18 protein-coding genes are annotated in these 20,146 nt (G+C 46.0%); 5 read left to right on the forward strand and 13 right to left on the reverse strand.

The genetic code is table 11. The features are described 5' to 3' along the window. Window positions 1-236 precede the first annotated feature (236 nt). A complete protein-coding gene (locus B9N86_RS29285) occupies window positions 237-1,349 on the reverse strand; it encodes an HD-GYP domain-containing protein (RefSeq protein WP_208916801.1) in 1,113 nt (370 codons plus the stop codon). 240 nt (window positions 1,350-1,589) lie between these two features. Then, window positions 1,590-4,094 (reverse strand): DNA gyrase subunit A, encoded by a 2,505-nt coding sequence (gyrA, locus tag B9N86_RS29290; RefSeq protein ID WP_208916803.1) that lies wholly within the window; start codon window positions 4,092-4,094, stop codon window positions 1,590-1,592. Window positions 4,095-4,489: 395 nt separating this feature from the next. On the opposite strand from gyrA, the gene B9N86_RS29295 reads away from it, so the two are divergent. Continuing rightward, on the forward strand, window positions 4,490-5,290 hold the full coding sequence (locus tag B9N86_RS29295) for a YheC/YheD family protein (RefSeq protein WP_208916805.1): 801 nt from the start codon (window positions 4,490-4,492) through the stop codon (window positions 5,288-5,290). Window positions 5,291-5,450: 160 nt separating this feature from the next. On the opposite strand, the gene gyrB is transcribed toward B9N86_RS29295, so the two are convergent. The 11 genes from gyrB to gnd all read right to left on the reverse strand — a co-directional run bounded on the left by gyrB (window position 5,451) and on the right by gnd (window position 17,118). Then, window positions 5,451-7,361: a DNA topoisomerase (ATP-hydrolyzing) subunit B gene (gyrB, locus tag B9N86_RS29300; RefSeq protein WP_208916807.1), complete on the reverse strand. Its 1,911-nt coding sequence runs from the start codon at window positions 7,359-7,361 to the stop codon at window positions 5,451-5,453. A 26-nt stretch (window positions 7,362-7,387) separates the two neighbouring features. After that, window positions 7,388-7,639 (reverse strand): extracellular matrix regulator RemB, encoded by a 252-nt coding sequence (remB, locus tag B9N86_RS29305; RefSeq protein ID WP_208920946.1) that lies wholly within the window; start codon window positions 7,637-7,639, stop codon window positions 7,388-7,390. 12 nt (window positions 7,640-7,651) lie between these two features. Then, a complete protein-coding gene (recF, locus tag B9N86_RS29310; protein ID WP_208916809.1) occupies window positions 7,652-8,764 on the reverse strand; it encodes a DNA replication/repair protein RecF in 1,113 nt (370 codons plus the stop codon). 55 nt (window positions 8,765-8,819) lie between these two features. Continuing rightward, window positions 8,820-9,035, reverse strand: a complete 216-nt coding sequence (yaaA, locus tag B9N86_RS29315; protein ID WP_208916811.1) for a S4 domain-containing protein YaaA — start codon at window positions 9,033-9,035, stop codon at window positions 8,820-8,822. A gap of 36 nt (window positions 9,036-9,071) precedes the next feature. Then, a complete protein-coding gene (dnaN, locus tag B9N86_RS29320) occupies window positions 9,072-10,214 on the reverse strand; it encodes a DNA polymerase III subunit beta (RefSeq protein WP_208916813.1) in 1,143 nt (380 codons plus the stop codon). A gap of 203 nt (window positions 10,215-10,417) precedes the next feature. Then, a complete protein-coding gene (gene dnaA, locus B9N86_RS29325; RefSeq protein WP_425298561.1) occupies window positions 10,418-11,764 on the reverse strand; it encodes a chromosomal replication initiator protein DnaA in 1,347 nt (448 codons plus the stop codon). Between the two features lie 142 nt (window positions 11,765-11,906). Further along, window positions 11,907-12,053, reverse strand: coding sequence for a hypothetical protein (locus B9N86_RS30060; protein ID WP_210190624.1), 147 nt, complete (start codon window positions 12,051-12,053; stop codon window positions 11,907-11,909). Between the two features lie 267 nt (window positions 12,054-12,320). Then, window positions 12,321-13,868 carry a gluconokinase gene (gene gntK / locus B9N86_RS29330; protein WP_208916817.1) on the reverse strand — a complete coding sequence of 516 codons (1,548 nt, stop codon included), beginning with the start codon at window positions 13,866-13,868 and terminating at the stop codon, window positions 12,321-12,323. A gap of 60 nt (window positions 13,869-13,928) precedes the next feature. Then, window positions 13,929-15,290: a GntP family permease gene (locus B9N86_RS29335; RefSeq protein ID WP_208916819.1), complete on the reverse strand. Its 1,362-nt coding sequence runs from the start codon at window positions 15,288-15,290 to the stop codon at window positions 13,929-13,931. Window positions 15,291-15,426: 136 nt separating this feature from the next. Then, entirely contained in the window at window positions 15,427-16,104 is a 678-nt protein-coding gene (locus tag B9N86_RS29340) for a GntR family transcriptional regulator (RefSeq protein ID WP_208916821.1), read from the reverse strand. Window positions 16,105-16,218: 114 nt separating this feature from the next. Next, window positions 16,219-17,118 carry a phosphogluconate dehydrogenase (NAD(+)-dependent, decarboxylating) gene (gene gnd / locus B9N86_RS29345; RefSeq protein ID WP_208916823.1) on the reverse strand — a complete coding sequence of 300 codons (900 nt, stop codon included), beginning with the start codon at window positions 17,116-17,118 and terminating at the stop codon, window positions 16,219-16,221. Window positions 17,119-17,742: 624 nt separating this feature from the next. On the opposite strand from gnd, the gene rpmH reads away from it, so the two are divergent. The 4 genes from rpmH to jag all read left to right on the forward strand — a co-directional run bounded on the left by rpmH (window position 17,743) and on the right by jag (window position 20,146). Next, on the forward strand, window positions 17,743-17,877 hold the full coding sequence (rpmH, locus tag B9N86_RS29350; protein WP_208916825.1) for a 50S ribosomal protein L34: 135 nt from the start codon (window positions 17,743-17,745) through the stop codon (window positions 17,875-17,877). Window positions 17,878-18,078: 201 nt separating this feature from the next. Then, window positions 18,079-18,429, forward strand: a complete 351-nt coding sequence (gene rnpA / locus B9N86_RS29355) for a ribonuclease P protein component (RefSeq protein ID WP_208916827.1) — start codon at window positions 18,079-18,081, stop codon at window positions 18,427-18,429. Window positions 18,430-18,503: 74 nt separating this feature from the next. Further along, complete coding sequence (locus B9N86_RS29360) at window positions 18,504-19,364, forward strand: YidC/Oxa1 family membrane protein insertase (RefSeq protein ID WP_208916829.1); 861 nt, start codon at window positions 18,504-18,506, stop codon at window positions 19,362-19,364. Then, on the forward strand, window positions 19,361-20,146 hold the full coding sequence (gene jag / locus B9N86_RS29365; protein WP_208916831.1) for an RNA-binding cell elongation regulator Jag/EloR: 786 nt from the start codon (window positions 19,361-19,363) through the stop codon (window positions 20,144-20,146). The genes B9N86_RS29360 and jag overlap by 4 nt, the downstream gene beginning before the upstream one ends.

The following is a 20,146-nucleotide window of genomic DNA, read 5'->3' on the forward strand; positions in this document are numbered from 1 at the left end:
ACCGAAGTAAGATCGGTTTAACTCACTCGTTGTTCAGTTTTCAAAGGTCAACTTCTTCAGTGTTACCGGCGAATCTCGTTCGCATCAGCAACTCTTATAATATATCATCTTCTTTCGAAGTTTGCAAGCTTTTTTTTCAAAAAGTTTTTCTTGTAGAAATGCTGTGATATATTATTCCGCTTGAAGCGGCAAGAAATAATATACCACAACATAACTAACTAAGTCAACATTTTTCGTCAAGAAATGACTTCTTCTATAAATAGTTGTCGCTGCTGCATGAGATTGATGATTTGACCGTCTATAGAAACCATCGGTCTAGTAGGATGCAGGTTGTCCGTAAACACGATCTCACCCACTTCATTATTGCTTAGGCGGACCTTAGTGCCGTTATGAAAAGACGTAACTTTATTAATAAAGGTTTGAACTATCATTGGATCCAGTTTGCCGAAGGCCTCCAGTTGAATCTGTTCCAAAACCGCATAGGGCGACTGCGCTCCCCGGTAGAACTTATCCAGTGTCATAGCGTGAAAAATATCCGCGACCGCCACGATACGGGCATATATATGAATCTTTGTACCGTCGAGCTTCAGTGGGTACCCTGAACCGTCTACTTTTTCATGATGCTGAAGAGCTGCTAATCGAACACCTTCATTCACAGCAGCTACATTTTTTAATATCTGATAACCGTAAGTGGTATGACGGCGCATTTCCTCACTCTCTTCAGACGTTAGCTTGGACGGTTTGTTCAATAGAAGAGGATCTATCTTTGCATTTCCGATATCATGCAGCAATCCAGCAAAGGCGACTTGGAGCCAATCCTTTTGTGGAAGCCCAATCCACCGGGCCAGCTTATACGATGATAGAGCACACAATACTGCATTGTGATATCTGTACTCATGTCGGCTTGTCATACGCGGCGAGAATTTCAGGAGATGATAATCTTCTTGATGCTTCAAAAGAGCTTCCATCTGATTGCGAACTTCATACATCCGTAGCTCCCCTGTATGAGCCGATTGATAGCAGCTTTTTACTAACGTGAGCGTTTTATCATATTCCTCGTGTAAAGGCTGGTCTTTTCTGGCCCCAGCTTCATCAGTTCCTGCATTTGCGGCTATGTCCGAAAATATAAGCGAGGGCTTCTGCCCGGCTGTTTTAATTGTCGGAATCTTTGTAGTGTCCCCATCTGGGCCCTCAATATTTACTTGCTGCACCAAAAAGGCTTTTAACACGTCCAAATCTCTGGGTAGTAGAACTTTTCCTTTTTGAAGCAAAAGGCCGCCAAGAGGCGTATGAACATCTTGAGTCAATTTAACACCGGCTTGTAATTCACTAACGGATCTGATCGTCATGATCAACCTCTCCATCTATTCTGTTAGCTGGTTTTTTGCCTATCGGCAGCCAATTTCACCTTATTTTAATCAACATTATAGTACTACTTCCTCAGCCTGTCCAAGACTAATTACCTGTATATGTATTTTTTAGTATTAACACTTGCTTCATCGTGAATAGTTCTTTGTTATCAAGTTGTATCGCTACACACATTTAAAAAGAGCATGAATGCGTAATGCATCCATGCTCTCTTCATTTATTTATTCCTCAGATGACGGTTCTGACGTCTCTTCGCCTTCTCCGCCGTCTTCGCCTTCAACTTCATCTGCATTGTCAGGTTCCTCGCTCTTATCAGCGCGGCATACCGTTGCTACAGCATCATCCTCACGGATATTAATCAATTTGACACCCTGCGCATAGCGTCCCATGGTTGATATACCTTCCATGCTGGTACGTATAATCGTACCGCTGGCCGTAATAATCATCAAGTCCTCTTCAGATTTCACGACTTTCAGGCCGACGACAGGACCGTTCTTGTCGGTGACATTGATCGTTTTGATCCCTTTACCACCACGAGTCTGAGAACGGTAATCGCCTGCAGGTGTCCTTTTACCATAACCCTTGGAAGTTACGATCAGGATATCCAAATCATGGTCCACAACATCCATACCGATTACGGTATCATCCTCATCCAGTGTAATACCCTTAACCCCTGTAGCGCTCCGTCCCATGGATCGTACGTCACTTTCCTTGAATCGGATGGACATACCTTGAGCTGTACCTATGATGATCTCTTGCTGTCCATCAGTCAGCTTCACTTCGATCAAGGAATCGTCCTCACGCAGATTAATGGCGATCAAACCACCTTTGCGGATATTAACGTAATCCTCCAGCGGTGTTTTCTTAACGACACCCTGGCAGGTCGCAAAGAACAGGTAATTATCGCTCTCAAAGCTCTCTACCGGAATAACCGCATTGACCGTTTCTCCCTGTTCGATCTGAATCAGGTTGATAATCGGTGTACCGCGAGCCGTCCGGCTGAGTTCTGGTATCTCGTAAGCCTTCAACCGGTACGCCTTACCTTTGTCCGTAAAGAACATCAAGTAATGGTGTGAGTTAGTTACGAAGAGATGTTCAACAAAATCCTCACTCTTCGTATCCATCCCCACAACACCCCGTCCGCCCCGCTTCTGACTGCGGTACGTATTGGCCGGCAGACGCTTGATATAACCGGTATGGGTAATCGTGATGATGACTTCCTCACGAGGAATAAGATCCTCGTCCAGAATGCTATCTTCACCCACGGTAATCTCCGTACGGCGTTCATCGTTAAAGCGCTCTTTGATCTCTTGGAGCTCTTCGCTGATGATTTGCAGAATGAGATGCTCATTAGCAAGAATTTCACGTAGCTCCGCAATTTTCTTCATAAGCTCCTGGTATTCGTTCTCGATCTTCTCGCGTTCCAGACCTGTCAGGCGCTGAAGGCGCATGTCCAGAATAGCTTGAGCTTGCTCATTGCTGAGACCAAATCGTTCGATCAAGCCTTCTCGGGCTGCTTCTGTCGTCTGTGAAGCACGAATGAGGGCAATGACTTCATCCAGATGATCCAGAGCGATTCGCAAACCTTCGAGAATATGAGCACGGGCCTCCGCTTTTTTGAGTTCAAACTCAGTCCGGCGGCGGATAACCGTAACCTGGTGTTCGAGATAGTAATACAGCATATCGCGCAGATTCAGTATTTTAGGCTCGTTATTTACGATCGCGAGCATGTTAATACCAAAATTGGACTGCATCGAAGTGTGCTTATACAAGTTATTCAGCACGACATTCGGATTAACATCACGTCGCAGCTCAATAACGATACGCATACCGTTACGATCAGATTCATCCCGCAAGTCGGTGATGCCGTCAATCCGCTTGTCGCGAACGAGCTCGGCAATTTTCTCAACCAGGCGTGCTTTGTTAACCTGATATGGAATCTCGTGTACTACGATTCTAGCCTTGTTATTGTTCTCTTCGATCGTCGCTTTAGCACGCATCGTTACAGAACCACGGCCAGTCTGATACGCTTGACGGATACCCGCTCGTCCGATGATATAACCTGAAGTCGGGAAGTCCGGTCCCTGGATATAATCCATTAGCTCCATAGACGTAATATCCGGATTCTGAATAAGCGCCTGGACACCGTCTATAACTTCTCCAAGATTATGAGGCGGAATATTGGTCGCCATACCGACCGCAATACCAGATACACCGTTTACGAGCAAGTTTGGGTAACGTGCCGGCAGAACAACAGGCTCCTGCTCCTCACCATCATAGTTAGGAATAAAATCAATCGTCTCTTTATTGATATCACGCAGCATTTCCATGGCAACTTTAGATAAACGGGCTTCCGTATACCGCATGGCTGCCGCCATATCACCGTCAATGGACCCGAAGTTACCATGCCCATCGACAAGCATATAACGCATGGAGAAGTCCTGTGCCATCCGTACCATCGACTCATAAACGGCCGAATCACCATGCGGATGATATTTACCGATAACTTCGCCGACGATTCTTGCAGATTTCTTGTGTGGTTTATCCGGGGCCATTCCAAGTTCGGACATCGCATACAAGATACGACGGTGAACTGGCTTCAATCCGTCCCGCACATCCGGCAGAGCCCGGCTTACAATGATACTCATCGCATAATCCATAAAGGATTCGCGCATCTCCGTACCAATGTCCCGATCTTTGATTTGGGAGAAATTTTCTTCCGCCATGCTGGACCTCCTTCATTTTCCTATCAACCGTGCCTAGATCTATGTGAAAAAAGCAGAATAGTGAACAACGATGCAAATCCATTAATCTTAATTATATTACTTTCACAAAAGGAGCACAATTAAACGTCGCTTGATCACGCGCCGTGAAACTGTATATTTTGCCCGGAACTAGGGAAACGCCCTGTCCTCGGCGCTAATTTTCACATACAATGCAGGGCAAAGGATCTCGGAAATCATGATAAACAAATACAAATCTTCACATCTTTATATTATACCATTGTTTGCTTTCCTTGTCCTATGTTTTCAGGACACGGCAGCGTGTCCCCATGATTTCTGACATAAATAATATATCCTATCAACCTTATTAAAAACGAAACCGGAAAGGATGAAAATGGTTGACTGTACAACGCGTTTCAAGCAAATGGACAAAAACGAAAAACATCCTTAAAAACAAAGGACTCGCCTCTTATGTGCCGGCTACCCGCCTATACTCGTTCGATGCACTTGAACAAATGCTCGAGACGCATACTCTCGTCTATATTAAGCCGGACCGGGGAACCTATGGCAATGGCGTTATGTGTGTTGAGCTGATCCATACCGAGGAACCGGACAGTTCCGATAGTACACAATCGTATGAGCTCCGCTATGATACCACAACCGAGCATTACACAACGCTGGAACAGCTCCACAACACAATTACACACCTCTGTCATGGCAAAGAATATCTAATTCAACAGGGCATCCGGTTGCTGCAACACAACGGCCGTGCCTTCGACCTGCGGGTACTCGTACAGAAAAATCCTTTTGGCAGATGGGAAAGCACGGGCATCGTCGGCCGGGTTGCCGCTCAACATAAAATTGTGACAAATCATCATGGCGGCGGGAGCATCCAACACTTCAAAAAACTGATGACTGAACATATGACATCGTTTGAAGCTGACAATATCCGTAAAGAGTTGAAGGACCTCGGTATCAACGTTGCTTCACAGCTACAGAGGTCTTACCCCAATTTGAAGGAAATTGGTCTCGATGTGGCCATAGATTCCAGGTGGAGCATTTGGATATTGGAAGTGAACACTAAACCAGCCTTGTACCCGTTCAAGAAATTTTTCAAAGATCAAAGCATATACCAAAAGGTAAAAAAATACGCTAATGCTTACGGAAGAAGCACCTCCAGCAAGAAGAAAGCGACCTAGCCGAGTTCACTTGCGGCTCCTCCAGTGAATAAAAAAGCGTGCAGAAACTCTGCACGCTTTGAAAGGACGGCGATGTCTTATAGCATCGTGGTCCTTTTTCTATTTCATTTTGGAAACAGTGTTTCAGGTTAAAATGCACTCATTCTGGTTAAAGACTTGATTACACATCAAGGTTACGAACGAGCTTCGCATGCTCCTGAATAAAATCACGACGCGGTTCTACATTATCGCCCATTAGCGTGTCAAAAATGCTGTCTGCCAAAATAGCGTCCTCGATCGTTACTTGCAGCATGGTGCGGCTTTCCGGGTCCATCGTTGTCTCCCACAGCTGTGATGCGTTCATCTCGCCGAGACCTTTATAACGCTGAACGTTAAATTTCGCATTCTCGCCGAATTCCTTGATGATCTCATCGCGTTCCTTCTCTGTCCCTGCGTAACGGATCACCTTGTTGCGCTCCACTTTAAAGAGTGGTGGCTGGGCGATATATACAAACCCTGCTTCCACGATCTTCCGCATATACCGGTAGAAGAATGTCAGCAGCAACGTACGAATATGCGCACCGTCAACATCGGCATCGGTCATAATAATGACCTTGTGATACCGGGCCTTGCTTAAATCAAAGTCGTCACCAATACTGGTACCCAGCGCTGTAATAATTGCCCGGATCTCTGCGTTGGACAAAATGCGGTCAAGCCGCGCCTTCTCTACATTCAGAATCTTACCTCGCAATGGCAGAATCGCCTGGAAATGACGATCACGGCCCTGTTTAGCAGAACCGCCGGCGGAATCACCTTCGACGATATACAGCTCACTGATGGATGCATCCTTGGAGGAGCAGTCCGCCAGCTTGCCCGGAAGGGCACTGACTTCAAGCGCGCTCTTACGGCGTGTCATCTCGCGCGCCTTGCGTGCTGCTTCACGGGCACGGGAGGCAGATAGCCCCTTTTCCAGAATGCGGCGGGAAACAGAAGGATTCTCTTGCAGGAACTCCTGTAGCTTCTCTGCGAACAAGGATTCCACAATTCCGCGGACTTCACTGTTGCCAAGCTTCGTCTTCGTTTGGCCTTCAAACTGCGGTTCCGGAATTTTAACTGAGATAATCGCAGTCAAGCCTTCACGGACGTCGTCGCCCGTCAGATTGGAGCTGTTGTCTTTGATCATGCCTGTTTTGCGGGCATAGTCATTTATGATACGGGTCAGCGCACTCTTGAAACCCGATTCGTGCGTACCGCCCTCATGGGTATTAATATTGTTCGCAAAGGAATAAATGTTCTCCGTATAGCTGTCGTTATACTGGAGGGACACTTCTACCTGGATACTGTCACGGGATCCTTCAACGTAGATCGGCTCCTCATGAAGAGCTTCCTTCTTCTCGTTCAAGTACTTGACGTATTCAATGATCCCGCCTTCGTATTTGAAATAGTTAGAAGCACCTGTACGTTCATCGGTTAGGGTAAGCGCAATGCCTTTGTTCAGGAAGGCTAGTTCCCGAACCCGGGTAAGCAGCGTATTGTAATCATACTCTGTCGTTTCCGTGAAAATTTCCGGATCCGGCAGGAAGGTTACAGTCGTACCGTGATCATCGGTTTCTCCGACAACTTTAATATCGTATTGTGGAACACCACGTTGGTATTCCTGTTGATAGATCTGTCCGTCACGTCTAACCTGAACGACGACTTTGCTAGACAGTGCATTAACGACGGAAACGCCGACACCGTGGAGACCACCAGAAACCTTGTATCCTCCGCCGCCAAACTTACCGCCAGCATGGAGTACGGTCATAACAACTTCAAGCGTTGATTTTTTCAGTTTCGCGTTTTCACCGACCGGAATCCCCCGCCCGTTATCGACAACCGTTACACTGTTATCCTGATGCACAACGATTTCAATATGGTCGCATATTCCCGCCATTGCTTCATCGATACTATTGTCCACCACTTCCCACACCAAATGATGCAAACCCTTCGCACTAGTGGATCCGATGTACATACCCGGACGCTTCCGTACCGCTTCCAATCCTTCCAGTACCTGAATCTGATTCTCATCATAAGCTGGTTGATTCATAGACATGCTTTCACCTACTTCTACAGATTCTGTTATGCATAAGCAACAAATATGTTTGCTCGTTTCTTCAGGGTTGCAGAAGAAATCGGGGAATAATACACGATGCTCTTCGTCACGACGATGGACTTGGGGTCCTCTTCGCCGATATACTCAACTACCTTATGCTGCTGCGCATACGTGACAAACTGCTTGGAAATTTTCGAAGATTTCTCAATGGAAACATCAAAAATCCCAACCAGCTCTGATGAACGGATAATCTTTTCTCCACCCAAATGAATATATATACGAATCACTCCTTAAGAGTCTACCTCTCCGCTATGGACATGAAAAATGCTGGCACCCTTCAATTTGTCGGTATTCAAACTTTCAATTCCCGTCGCCGTGATGAATGTCTGCACCTTCGTCTGGAATGTTTCAATCAGCTGAGTTTGACGATAGGGATCGAGTTCCGAGAGTACATCGTCTAAGAGCAGCACAGGGTATTCTCCGATTTCCTCCTGTATAAGCTCTATTTCCGCCAGTTTAAGAGACAGCGCGGTCGTCCGCTGCTGGCCCTGTGATCCGTACGTTTGCACTTCTTTGCCGTTTATATAAAAAGCCAGATCGTCTCGATGAGGACCTGCGAGAGTCATACCGCGCCGTATTTCCTGTTCTTTGATTTGTGATAATTTTATCATAAATGACTCAAATAAGACAGCTTCATCTTCTTCCTCCCCGTCCGCAAACGACGGAAGATACTGCAATCGCAGCTCTTCGATCCCATTTGTAATGCCCTGATGGATCGTCTCTGCCCACTTTTGCAGCTTTTTTATAAATTGTTTCCTCTTCTTGACGATTTTAACACCATGCTCTACCAGCTGAATATTCCATACGTCCAGCATCGCCTGTTGTGAAGCATCTTTCCCCCACAGCGTCTTCAGCAAATTGTTACGCTGGAGCAGTACTTTCTGATACTGCTGCAGGTGGAACAAGTAGCTTGGGGTTACCTGTCCGATTTCCATGTCAAGAAACCGGCGGCGGACCCCCGGCGTTCCTTTGACGATCTCCAAATCTTCCGGCGCGAACATAACCACATTCAGCGATCCGATAAAATCACTCAGCTTCCGCTGCTCCAACCCATTGATCTTAGCCTTCTTCCCTTGTGATGACAAGGACAGTTCCAACTTCAGAGCACCGTATTTCTTCTCCACTTCAGCCGATATATGTGAGCTGGCTGCTTCAAAAGAGATCAATTCCCGGTCTTTGGACGTGCGATGGCTTTTTGTCAACGCAAGAACGAACAGGGCTTCCACCAAATTGGTTTTGCCCTGTGCATTTTGTCCGATGATGAGATTTACGTCCCCGAAGGAGTCCAGCCGCAGTGATTCGTAGTTTCGGTAGTGAAGCAGGCTGATGTTATTAACAAACAAACTTATCCTCTCCCTCGTCTTCCGCTCTTACGCCAAGCGGCTGCGGGAGGCTGATTTACTCCGCGGCTACCTGGAAGGTACCGCAGTCCTCCACCTGGATAATGTCGCCGGGATACAATTTGCGTCCGCGCCGCTCTTCCAACTCGTCATTGACCCGGACCGCGCCTTCTTGCAACACAGCCTTCGCCATGCCGCCTGTGGATACGCAATCTGCCAGCTTCAAAAACGAATCAAGCTTAATATATTCACTGTGGATAACGATTTGTTTCATGATTTGTTCCTTTCATCCCGTAGCCTGGGGATAACTTTAGTTGGTCGTCCGGTAAGGTAAAATGACATACATACTCTGACTGTCGTCGATCGGCTTCAAAATAATCGGACTCATCACGCCGGTGAAAGCAATCATCAGCTGCTCACTTTCGATAATTTTTAAAACATCCAGCATATATTTGGAGTTAAACGAGATTCTTAGCGATTCCCCTTTAAAATCAATTAGCTCCAGCTCTTCACGTACTTTACCGAGCTCAGAAGAGCTTGAGCTGATTTCGATTCCGCCGTGTTCCATCGTCTGCATGCGCACAATGTTTGTTTTTTCCTCTTTGGAGAGCAAATAAGCACGATCGATGGACTCACTCAATTTTTTTGTATCCAGAATTAGTTCTGTTTTGTGTGTTGTAGGAATAATTCTAGAAGTATCCGGATAAATACCGTCCAAAATACGGGAGTAGAACAGGACACGATCGATTTTGAACAAAACCTGATTGTCCGCTACAACGATATCGACAAGTGTGTTTTGATCCGGAATGATTTTGCTCAACTCATTCAATGTTTTACCGGCAATAACAACATTGCTGAATTTTACATCTTCTGTGCCTTCCAGCTGGGCAGAGCGTGTTGCCAGACGGTGACGGTCTGTTGCGGTAAACTTCAGCTCATTATCTGCAAGGTTCCACAGCACACCCGTCAAAATCGGTGTCGTTTCATGAGTGGAAATGGAGAATACTGTTTGTTTGATCATGTTTTTCAACAGGTCGCCAGGAAGAGAGACTGTCTGGTTCCCTTCAATGCTTGGAAGTACCGGAAACTCTTCCGGATCCAGGCCGACCATTTGAATTTCGGTAGCACCTGCAGCAATAAAGGTCTGGAAGTTTTCTTTGACCTCCATTTGGATTTCCTGTGAAGGAAGCTTTTTGATGATTTCCACGAAAAATTTAGCAGGCAAAACGACGCTCCCTGGCTGATCCACCTGCACAATAGTTTGCTTCTCATCTTCCGCAGGAATAAAGGACTGAATGGAAATGTCGGTATCGCTGGCGGTTAATGTCACTCCTTGATGATTCACGTCTAATTTAATCCCGCTCAAAATCGGAATTGTCGTCCGGCTTGAAATAGCTTTTGATACGTGTTGAATGGATTCGTTCAAAACATTTTTTAATATGCTGATTTTCATCAATTTCACTCCTTGCGGATATTGCGAAGGTTTTTTAATAAGCCGGCAGCGCCGGATATTTTCGACCTTCTTTATGGATAATTATTTATTAATTATTAATAGTATCAGTAGTAGGGGCACTGAATATGTGGATAAGCCTAAGAAAAGGCATAAAATTAAGCCTATCCACATGTGTATAGATTGTGCATAGGCTTTGAACTTGTTCAGGTTGGATTTTTGATTTTCTCCGTGAGATTGTTAACAACTTTGAAGAGTTCCTGATCGACTTTAAGTGATTGGGTTATTTTCTCGTGGGCGTGAATGACCGTTGTATGGTCACGGCCTCCAAAGGCTTCACCAATCTTGGGCAGGGAATAGTCCGTTAATTCGCGGGACAAGTACATGGCAATCTGCCTCGGAAATGCGACAGCTTTCGTTCTTTTCCGAGCTTTGAAGTCTTCCATACGCAGGTTGTAGTACTCTCCGACCTTTTGCTGAATGTCCTGGATCGTAATCATTCTTGGACGGCTGGAAGGAATGATATCTTTCAGCGCTTCAGCAGCAAGATGAGTCGTTACATCCTGGTTCGTGAGTGAGGAGTAGGCTACGACACGTATGAGTGCGCCCTCCAGCTCGCGGATGTTCGTATCGATCTGATTGGCGATATACATCATCGCTTCATTCGGGATATCGAGATTCTCGGCTTTGGCCTTTTTACGAAGAATCGCGATCCGTGTTTCCAGATCCGGCGGCTGAATATCGGTGATCAGTCCCCATTCAAAGCGGGAGCGAAGCCGTTCCTCAAGCGTCGGTATTTCTTTTGGCGGGCGGTCACTGGAGATGATGATTTGCTTCCGTTCTTCATGCAGCGCATTGAAGGTATGGAAAAATTCCTCCTGAGTCGACTCTTTACCGGCCAGAAACTGAATATCGTCTATGAGCAGAATATCAACGTTCCGGTATTTGTTGCGGAAGCTTTCCGCCCGGTTGTCCCGGATGGAGTTGATGAACTCGTTGGTGAACTTCTCGGAGGAGATGTACACAACTTTACTGCTCGGATTATGCTCCAAAATATAGTGTCCGATCGCATGCATCAGATGCGTTTTACCAAGTCCTACGCCACCGTAAAGAAACAGCGGGTTGTAAGCCTTCGCCGGAGCTTCGGCCACAGCTAGCGAGGCAGCATGAGCGAATCGGTTGCCCGAGCCAATGACGAAGGTGTCGAACGTATATTTCTGATTAAGCATATGTGACTGAATTTCATCACTGGATACCTGCATAGGTTGAGACGGCTGTTGTGGGGCGGGGTCGGCGGTTTTTATCTCTTCAATGACAAACCGGACGTCAACCTGCTTTCCCATGACTTCGTACACCGTCGAGCTAACCAATTTGGTATATCTGCTTTCCAGCCATTCCACGGCAAAAGTCGTAGGAGCGGAAATGACAACGGAGTGATCGTTCAGCGTCAATGCTTTGGTGGCTTTAAACCAAGTGTCAAAACTAGGTTTGCTTAGCTTGGTTTGTATGATCGATAAAATTTGATGCCATAATTCGGAAGTATGGCTGTCCAAAACTGTCACTCCTTTAAATCTTCCAAATGTGGCTAGAGCCATGAGTGGAAATGTCGAAAGAAAATGAATGATGTAGACTTATCCCCAATGCTAGACTCCGTAAAAACAAAAAAATATGGATAAATTGAAATTGTTCACAACTTTATCCACAGCCTGTTGATAATATGGAGGGTTCATTCACATATTCACATCCAAAAGTAATATCATCATAGCAAAAGAAGGGCTTATTTTCAATGCGTGAGCGTTTTTTATCCACAAATTCAAGACGTTGTGCATAATTTTTATTCACACCACTATATATTGTTTATAATCTGTTCAGGTTTCGACATCATTGGTAACAATGCGGGAAAAATTATACACAGGTTGTTCGTGCTGAGAATGAAGTATTCAGCTTTTTGTCGGGATGTGAAAAAACCACTTTGGCAGCCTGCCTGTGGGTAACCTTTCCTTCATTAGCTGTGTATGCCGGGCAAACCAACAATTGAAAGAAAAAAAGGCCGCTCCGTGAGGAGCGGCCTTTTAGCTCTAATTGAAGTCATTTGAGGTTATGTGACAATCAGATTTTCATAAATTTGCGCTGGAACTCGGCAATCGCCTCGTATTCTTCTTCCAGCTTGCGGGAGATTCGGATATAGATCGGCAGAAGGCTCTTATATATTACAGCGTTCTGTTCAATCGGCTGATGCTCGTGAGTACCGCCAACCATATCGGCCACGATATCAAGCGATTGGGCTCTGCCTGTAGCATAAAGACCAAGCACAACAGCTCCAAGACAGGAGCTTTCGTAGCTCTCAGGGACGATAACTTGTTGATTGAAAATATCCGCCATCATCTGACGCCAGATTGGAGAGCGGGCGAAACCGCCAGTCGCATGAATCTTGGACGGACATCCCATTTGCTCTTCCATCGCAAGCAGTACGGTGTACATGTTGAAAATAACACCTTCCAGCACAGAGCGGATCATATGCTCCTTCTGATGGTTTAAGGTGAGGCCAAAGAAGGAACCGCGTGCATTCGGATCCCATAACGGAGCACGCTCTCCAGTCAGGTAAGGATGGAATAGAAGACCGTCTGAACCGGGAGCGACCCGCTCTGCAATCTTAGTCAAGACGTCATATGGATTGATACCGAGCCGCTTCGCCGTCTCTACCTCCGATGCGGCGAACTGATCACGGACCCATCGGAAGATCATGCCGCCGTTGTTAACCGGACCGCCAATCACCCATTTATTTTCCGTCAGTGCATAACAAAAAATACGTCCTTTGGGATCCGTCATTGGTTTATCCACAACGGTTCGAATGGCACCGCTGGTACCGATTGTAGCTGCGACCACACCTGGTTCAATAGCATTGACACCGAGATTGGAGAGCACGCCGTCACTTGCTCCCAGCACGAATGGAGTGGAAGGAGAGAGGCCCATAGCGGCTGCATAACCGGTGTCGAGCCCTGTCATGATGTGTGTGGTAGGTACCAGGGTCGACAGGCGGTCTTCTGTAATTCCAGCGATCTTTAAAGCCTCTTCGTCCCAACTCAGCGCATTAAGGTTTAACAAGCCAGTAGACGAAGCGATCGAATGGTCAACGACATATTGATGAAACAATTTGTAATATACATACTCTTTAATCGAAATGAATTTTGCTGCGTTGTTAAACAATGACTCCTGTTCATGACGCAGCCACATAAGTTTGGTAATGGGAGACATCGGATGGATTGGGGTACCGGTTCTTAAGTACAACTCATGCCCGCCAAAATCTTTTTTCAGTCTGGCAGACCATTCCGCACTCCGGTTATCAGCCCAAGTAATACAGTGAGTCAGCGGATTTCCGTTCTTATCAACCGCAATGACACTGTGCATTGCCGAGCTGAAAGAGACGAACAGAACCTGGTCCGGATGGATGCCGCTACCCGCCATAACTCCTTGAACCGAGGATATTACCGTATTAAATATTTCCTCAGGATCCTGCTCAGCAGCGGAGGGAGCAGGCGTGAGGAGCGGATATTCACCGTCCGATTTGGCAATGATTTTCCCGTCCTCTGTAAACAGCACAGCTTTCGTGCTGGTTGTTCCAATATCAACACCGATCATATAGTTCAGCGTATCCATAAGGCATACCTTCTTTCCACAATAAGGTGTTTCGAGATCAGTCTAATCTGTAATCTCAAATTATACAAAAACGTTCAAGGTGAGAGTGAGCACAAGTCCGATGACTGACAAAAGGGTTTCCATAACGGTCCAGGATTTCAGCGTCTGCGGCACAGTCATGTTGAAAAACTCTTTAACCATCCAAAAGCCAGCGTCATTTACGTGTGACAATACGATGGAGCCTGCTCCTGTTGCCAAAACGACCAGTTCCACATTGGCACCTGGTGTCAGAGCGAGTACTGGTGCTACAATCCCGGCTGCCGTTGTCATGGCTACCGTAGCAGAACCTGTTGCAACACGGATCAGAGCAGCAACAAGCCAGGCGAACAAGATGGCGTTAATGTTGGCTCCTGTGGCGATTTCCGCAATTGCCGTACCGACACCGCTGTTGATAAGTACTTGTTTGAATGCTCCGCCTGCGCCGATGATCAGGACAATTGTCGCTATAGGTGCAAGACACTCGCTTGTAAATCGGGAAATTTCGTGTTTGTTGAAACCGCGGGCAAATCCAAGCGAGAAAAAGGAGAACACTGCAGCGATCAACAGCGCGATGATTTCATGCCCAATAAATTCACAGAATAAAGTGATGCTGCTGGATGCATCAGGATCGACAATATCTGCAATGGAACCGATAAGCATCAGAATGACTGGTAGCAAAATCGTAAACAGCGTTATTCCAAAGCCGGGCAGCCCGCGTGTTGCTTTGTTGGAGAATTGTTCAGCCAGCTCTGCCGGCGGTTCGGTCTGAATACGTTTACCGATGAATTTACCAAAGAGCGGACCGGCAATAATGGCCGTCGGAATACCAATGATGAACGAATACAATATAGTTTTTCCAAGATCCGCCTGATAGGCATCAATTGCAATCATGGGAGCTGGATGCGGGGGAACCAAGCCGTGAACAGTGGAAAGACCAGCAAGAATCGGAATTCCGATCTGAAGCAGCGGCATTTTTGTTTTACGGGCTACGGTAAAGACAATCGGAATCAATAGAATGACGCCGACTTCAAAGAACACGGGAAGACCTACTATGAATCCGACGATCATCATCGCCCAGTGAACTCTTTTTTCTCCAAAACGGTCAACGAGTGTGTTAGCGATTTGCTCGGCACCACCGGATTCGGCCATCATTTTACCGAGCATGGTTCCGAGGGCAATAACGATTGCGATCGTACCCAATGTGCCGCCTAAACCGCTTGTTATGGAGGTAACAACATCGGCTGGCTTCATGCCAGTGAACAGTCCGAGCATTAGGGCCGAAATCAGAAGGGTAACAAAGGGATTCCATTTATACTTTGAGATCAGAAGGATCAGAAAAACGATGGTTATCAGAGTCCAAAACATTAAAGTAGCATTATGGCTAAGACCAAAAAGTGAGCTCATGTTGAACATCCTCCTAAATAATATACCCTCATTATTGGGGGCGATCGATGGTAAGTCTCTGAGGTAGTATACCCTTTTTAAGTTGTGTACTTGTCGACAACTTGAGGTAAAAGAGATTGCACCTGAGGTGGTGCTGCTATCCCTTAGGGAAGCTGTGGTACAGGGTCGTACGGGAATCGTCAAAATAATGCTGAACCGCCAATTGAATTCGCTGCGGATCCAAAGAATTCATCTCTTGTACCAGTTTGACGTGTTTCTGTATCACATAACTGATTTTGGATTCTCCGCCGCTGAATATCTGCTCTGTTGTGATGAGCATAACGGTCATGACGATCGGACGGATGCTTTTCCATAAATGGAGGATGCGTTTATGATTGGCCTCTGTAATGATTCTTTCATGGAAAGCCAAGTCTTGATAAGAAAAGTCAACGGAATCGCGGTGTTTGGCTGCCAGCTTCATCCGGTCTATGATCTGCTCAAGGCTGCGTATTAAATCCGGATGAGGATTTAGAAATACACGGCCCTGAACAAAACTTTCTATGAGAAAACGGACATCGTAAAGTTCTTCCATATCTTTTAAAGATAAACCGATAACGACAGCGCCCATGCGTTCCAACCGGATCAGACCTTCATTCGATAGCGTTTTCATTGCTTCCCTAACGGGAGAACGGCTGGTTCCGAAATCGCTTGCAATTCGGTTTTCAGACAAAACTTCGCCTGGTTTAATGGCTCCGCTTATGATCTGAAGGCGTAATTCACTTGTAATGGCCTCCCCAAGGGAGACTCCCTGAAGCCAAGATGTAGGATATTTCATGACGATGATCTCCAATCCGAATATCTAATGGTAATGATTGTACCATATCGGAAGTGGCTTGTTCCATGGAAAGGAAGCCGTACATACCTGGGCAACATAGGGAGTAGTCGGTGGTTACTCTGACTTTTCAACAGCATGGCCGCCAAATTCATTGCGGAGTGCTGCTACGACTTTTCCATGGAATGTATCATTTTCCATGGAGCGGTAGCGCATAAACAATGACATAGCAATAACTGGTGCGCTAGCCTGCAGATCAAGTGCTGTCTCCACGGTCCATTTGCCTTCACCGGAAGATTTCATAACACCTTTAATACCTTCAAGCTTTGGATCTTTCGAAAAAGCGTTCTGGGTCAGTTCCATTAGCCAGCTGCGGATGACTGAACCGTTGGACCAGACACGTGCGACATCTTCAAAGTTATAGTTGAAGCTGCTTTTTTCAAGTACTTCGAACCCTTCGGCAATGGATTGCATCATGCCGTACTCGATTCCGTTGTGTACCATTTTCAAAAAGTGACCGCTGCCGTTTGGACCGGCATACAAATAGCCGTTTTCGACTGCCATGTCTTTAAATAGAGGCTCAATGATAGGGAATACATCCGGATTGCCGCCAATCATAAAGCATCCTCCGTTATGAGCTCCCTCCATACCGCCGGAAGTGCCAGCGTCAAAATAATGAATACCTTGAGCTGCAAGTTTCTCTGCACGGGTGATGGATTCTTTGTAATGTGAGTTCCCGCCGTCAATCAATATATCTCCAGCCTGAAGCAGAGGAGTAATGGATTCGATTACAGACTCGACAATAGCTCCCGCAGGCACCATCATCCACACAATCCGGGGGGCTGGAAGCTTGGCCACCATGTCCTCCAAGGAAGATGCTCCCTCAGCTCCATGTTCTGCTGATTGCTGAACCAGTTCAGGGTTTACATCATACGCTGCTACCTGATGATTATGACGTACCAGGTTTTGCATGAGGTTAAAACCCATTTTGCCGAGGCCGATCAGACCGATTTTCATGTAAAGTGCAGTCCTTTCTTACTGTATACTTGTATACAACTTATTTTTCTTAATCATCTTACTCCTTATAAAAGCATCTGTAAACATCACCTGTAAGCGTCAACAGCAAGAGGGTATTGCCAAAAGGCATTGACGGAAAAACAGTTAAAAATAATTATCCCCATGTGGATAATTATTCGTGAATCCTGAAGTAAACATGCATGGTTGTGGAAAACTTTAAGTGCGTGTTCATAAAGGTCGGTTTTCAGCACCGAGAAGGTTGGATGAAGCTAGGGAGTGAGGAGCGGAGCGTACGTTTTGGGTACGTGAGCACCGGAAGGACCGGCTGAATTCAAGATTCGATGCCGAGCCCACTTCCTGATTCACTTCGTGATCAAAAGCGGACTTTTTGAATAACCTCTTTAAAGGAATGATATAGGAAGTTTTGGATTGACTTCTGGATGTGATTGTGATTAAATATATAAAGGCATTTTCTGTGATGATATTTATTAAATATAAGAAAGTATTAGTGTTCTATTTTTCTTATATTTCTCGCAGAAACGGACCTATCTTACAAAATGATGGCGAACCGTTTCTACTTGTTATATGGTAAGATAAGATTCCTTTAAGGGGGTGCAACAGATCATGAAACAGACTTTCAAACCGAATGTAAGCAAACGTAAGAAAAACCACGGGTTCCGTAAAAGAATGAGTACAAAGAACGGACGTAAAGTACTGGCTAGCCGCCGTCAAAAAGGCAGAAAAGTATTGAGCGCTTAATATTTGTGCCACGATGCCACGAAGACCACCGAGGTGGTCTTTTTTTCGTAATATTAGTGTTGAATTTGTCTTTTCATATGAAGAATCTATTATGTCGTTTACCGCGTGAGCGGTGTGACTATACTATTATATATAGGAAGAAATGCTGTGAGACGCCGATGGTAAAAGATCAAAAACCTAAAGGCAGGCAGGGAGAGACTGGTGCAAAAAAAATTGCGTTTACGGAACCGAGCTGACTTCAGCCGCGTTTATCGACACGGAAAGTCTTTTGCCAATCATCAATTCGTGGTGTATTGGTCCCGCAAGAAAGACGTTGAGCAATTTCGAACCGGCATATCGGTTAGTAAAAAGGTAGGAAACGCTGTGGTCCGTAACCGGATGAGGCGGCTGGTAAAGGAAATCGTCCGCAGTCATCAACACGAGATTGTGGAGCATATTGATCTGATTTTTATTGTCAGAAAAGGCGCACTGGACAAGACCTATCAGGAGTTGGAGAAAAGCGTGCTGCATGTACTGCGCAAATCATCACTTTTAAAGCCAAAGAAGGGATGAGCTTGTGTTTATTTGTCCATATAAATATGTTATGATTTACATTGGAATGGAATGGCTAAGAGAGGGGTTTTGAAGTGTCGCTAACGAAGACAAGACGAGGGAAATGGTTCCTCCTCACAGCTTTGCTGATACTAGCAATGGTTGTTTTATCTGGTTGTGCACCGCAAGGAAACCAGATGCGTACCATCGAAGACCTGAAAAACGGGGGCTTTTGGCAGAGTAACGTCATATTTTACTTTACGTGGGCCCTGAATAAATTTGCTACTTGGTTTAATGGTGAGTACGGATTGGCGGTTCTGGTTATGGTGCTTATCGTCCGGACGTTGATCCTGCCGTTGACACTAAAGCAGGTAAGAAGCTCGAGAGCAATGCAAGCGATTCAACCTGAACTTATGAAGATCCGCGAGAAATACAAAGATACTCCTGAAAAAGTGCAGCAGGAGACCATGAGGCTGTTCCAAGAGAACAAGGTCAACCCGATGGCGGGTTGTTTACCGCTTCTTGTTCAGATGCCGATCTTTATTGCACTTTATCAATCCATTTATTTTAACGGGGCACTTCGTGAGCACGAATTTTTGTGGCTGCAGCTCGGAGAACCGGACAAGCTGTTCATTTTGCCGGTTTTGGCGGCATTCACAACATTCTTCCAAACCAAAATGATGATGAAGATGAACCCATCGCCTCAACAGGGGATGATGCAGTTCATGATGTTTGTATATCCGATTCTGATCTTCGTGATGTCGTTTCAGTTCCCTTCTGCACTTCCGTTGTACTGGTTCTACAGTAACTTGTACACTATCGTGCAAAACTACTTCTTGTACCGCAACAATGACAAAAATGCAGTGGTTGCTAACGTAAAAACTGCGAGTGCAGGTCAAAGTAAAGGTCCGAAGAACGGGAAAAAGGGCAAAAAAGGAGCTAAGAAGTCGAAATGAGTAAAATCGTCGCAACAGGAAAAACCGTTGAGGATGCTGTCGAACAAGGGCTAGCCCAGTGGGGTGTAAGTCGGGACCACGTATCGGTTCAAATTTTGAGTCAGCCGTCAAAAGGATTCCTGGGGCTGTTCGGGGTAAAGGAAGCGAAGGTTGAGCTTACGCTTCTCTCGAGCAGTGCTGGCGGCGACGAACTTAAGAGGGACTTCTCCTCTAAAAAGCAGGCGGCACCTGCACTTGAACTACAGGAGACACCGGCCGAGCCGAAAAAAACGGCTGCAGTTAGCAGCTTGTCTGAGGACAAGACGGTTTATGCTGAGAAGCATTCAGGAGAAGATCCTTATCAGGAGGCGATAAGCTTCCTGATGGAGACAGGAAAAGCCATGGGACTGGACATTACAGTTGATGTCGAGCATGGTAAGGAGTTTTCCATACTTCATATATCCGGTTCCGGTTTAGGCCTCATGATTGGTCGTAGAGGACAAACGCTGGATGCACTTCAGTATCTGGCTAACATTGTAGCTAACCGCTACTCTGATAATTATGTCCGTATTGTGCTGGACGCGGAAAATTTCCGTGAACGCCGCAAGAAGACATTGGAGGACCTCGCTGACCGATTGGCCGGACGTGCTGTGAAGACTCGGAAAGAAATTGTACTGGAACCGATGCCTGCTTCTGAGCGCAAGGTTATCCATTTTAGACTACAAAATCATGCTCAGGTAAAGACATTCAGTAAAGGTGAAGAACCGAATCGCCGTATCGTCATTACCCTGAAGCAGCAGTAA

The sequence above is a fragment of the Paenibacillus uliginis N3/975 genome (assembly GCF_900177425.1).
In the GTDB taxonomy this organism is placed as follows: Bacteria; Bacillota; Bacilli; order Paenibacillales; family Paenibacillaceae; genus Paenibacillus_AQ; species Paenibacillus_AQ uliginis.

Bases quoted from the DNA above. Each gene is read 5' to 3' on its own strand.
- jag (WP_208916831.1), top strand. From the start codon at position 19,361: ATGAGTAAAATCGTCGCAACAGGAAAAACCGTTGAGGATGCTGTCGAA.
- gyrA (WP_208916803.1), bottom strand. From the start codon at position 4,094: ATGGCGGAAGAAAATTTCTCCCAAATCAAAGATCGGGACATTGGTACG.
- gnd (WP_208916823.1), bottom strand. From the start codon at position 17,118: ATGAAAATCGGTCTGATCGGCCTCGGCAAAATGGGTTTTAACCTCATG.
- yaaA (WP_208916811.1), bottom strand. From the start codon at position 9,035: ATGAAACAAATCGTTATCCACAGTGAATATATTAAGCTTGATTCGTTT.
- gyrB (WP_208916807.1), bottom strand. From the start codon at position 7,361: ATGTCTATGAATCAACCAGCTTATGATGAGAATCAGATTCAGGTACTG.
- B9N86_RS29335 (WP_208916819.1), bottom strand. From the start codon at position 15,290: ATGAGCTCACTTTTTGGTCTTAGCCATAATGCTACTTTAATGTTTTGG.
- B9N86_RS29340 (WP_208916821.1), bottom strand. From the start codon at position 16,104: ATGAAATATCCTACATCTTGGCTTCAGGGAGTCTCCCTTGGGGAGGCC.
- dnaN (WP_208916813.1), bottom strand. From the start codon at position 10,214: ATGAAAATCAGCATATTAAAAAATGTTTTGAACGAATCCATTCAACAC.
- B9N86_RS29285 (WP_208916801.1), bottom strand. From the start codon at position 1,349: ATGACGATCAGATCCGTTAGTGAATTACAAGCCGGTGTTAAATTGACT.
- gntK (WP_208916817.1), bottom strand. From the start codon at position 13,868: ATGGATACGCTGAACTATATGATCGGTGTTGATATTGGAACAACCAGC.
- rpmH (WP_208916825.1), top strand. From the start codon at position 17,743: ATGAAACAGACTTTCAAACCGAATGTAAGCAAACGTAAGAAAAACCAC.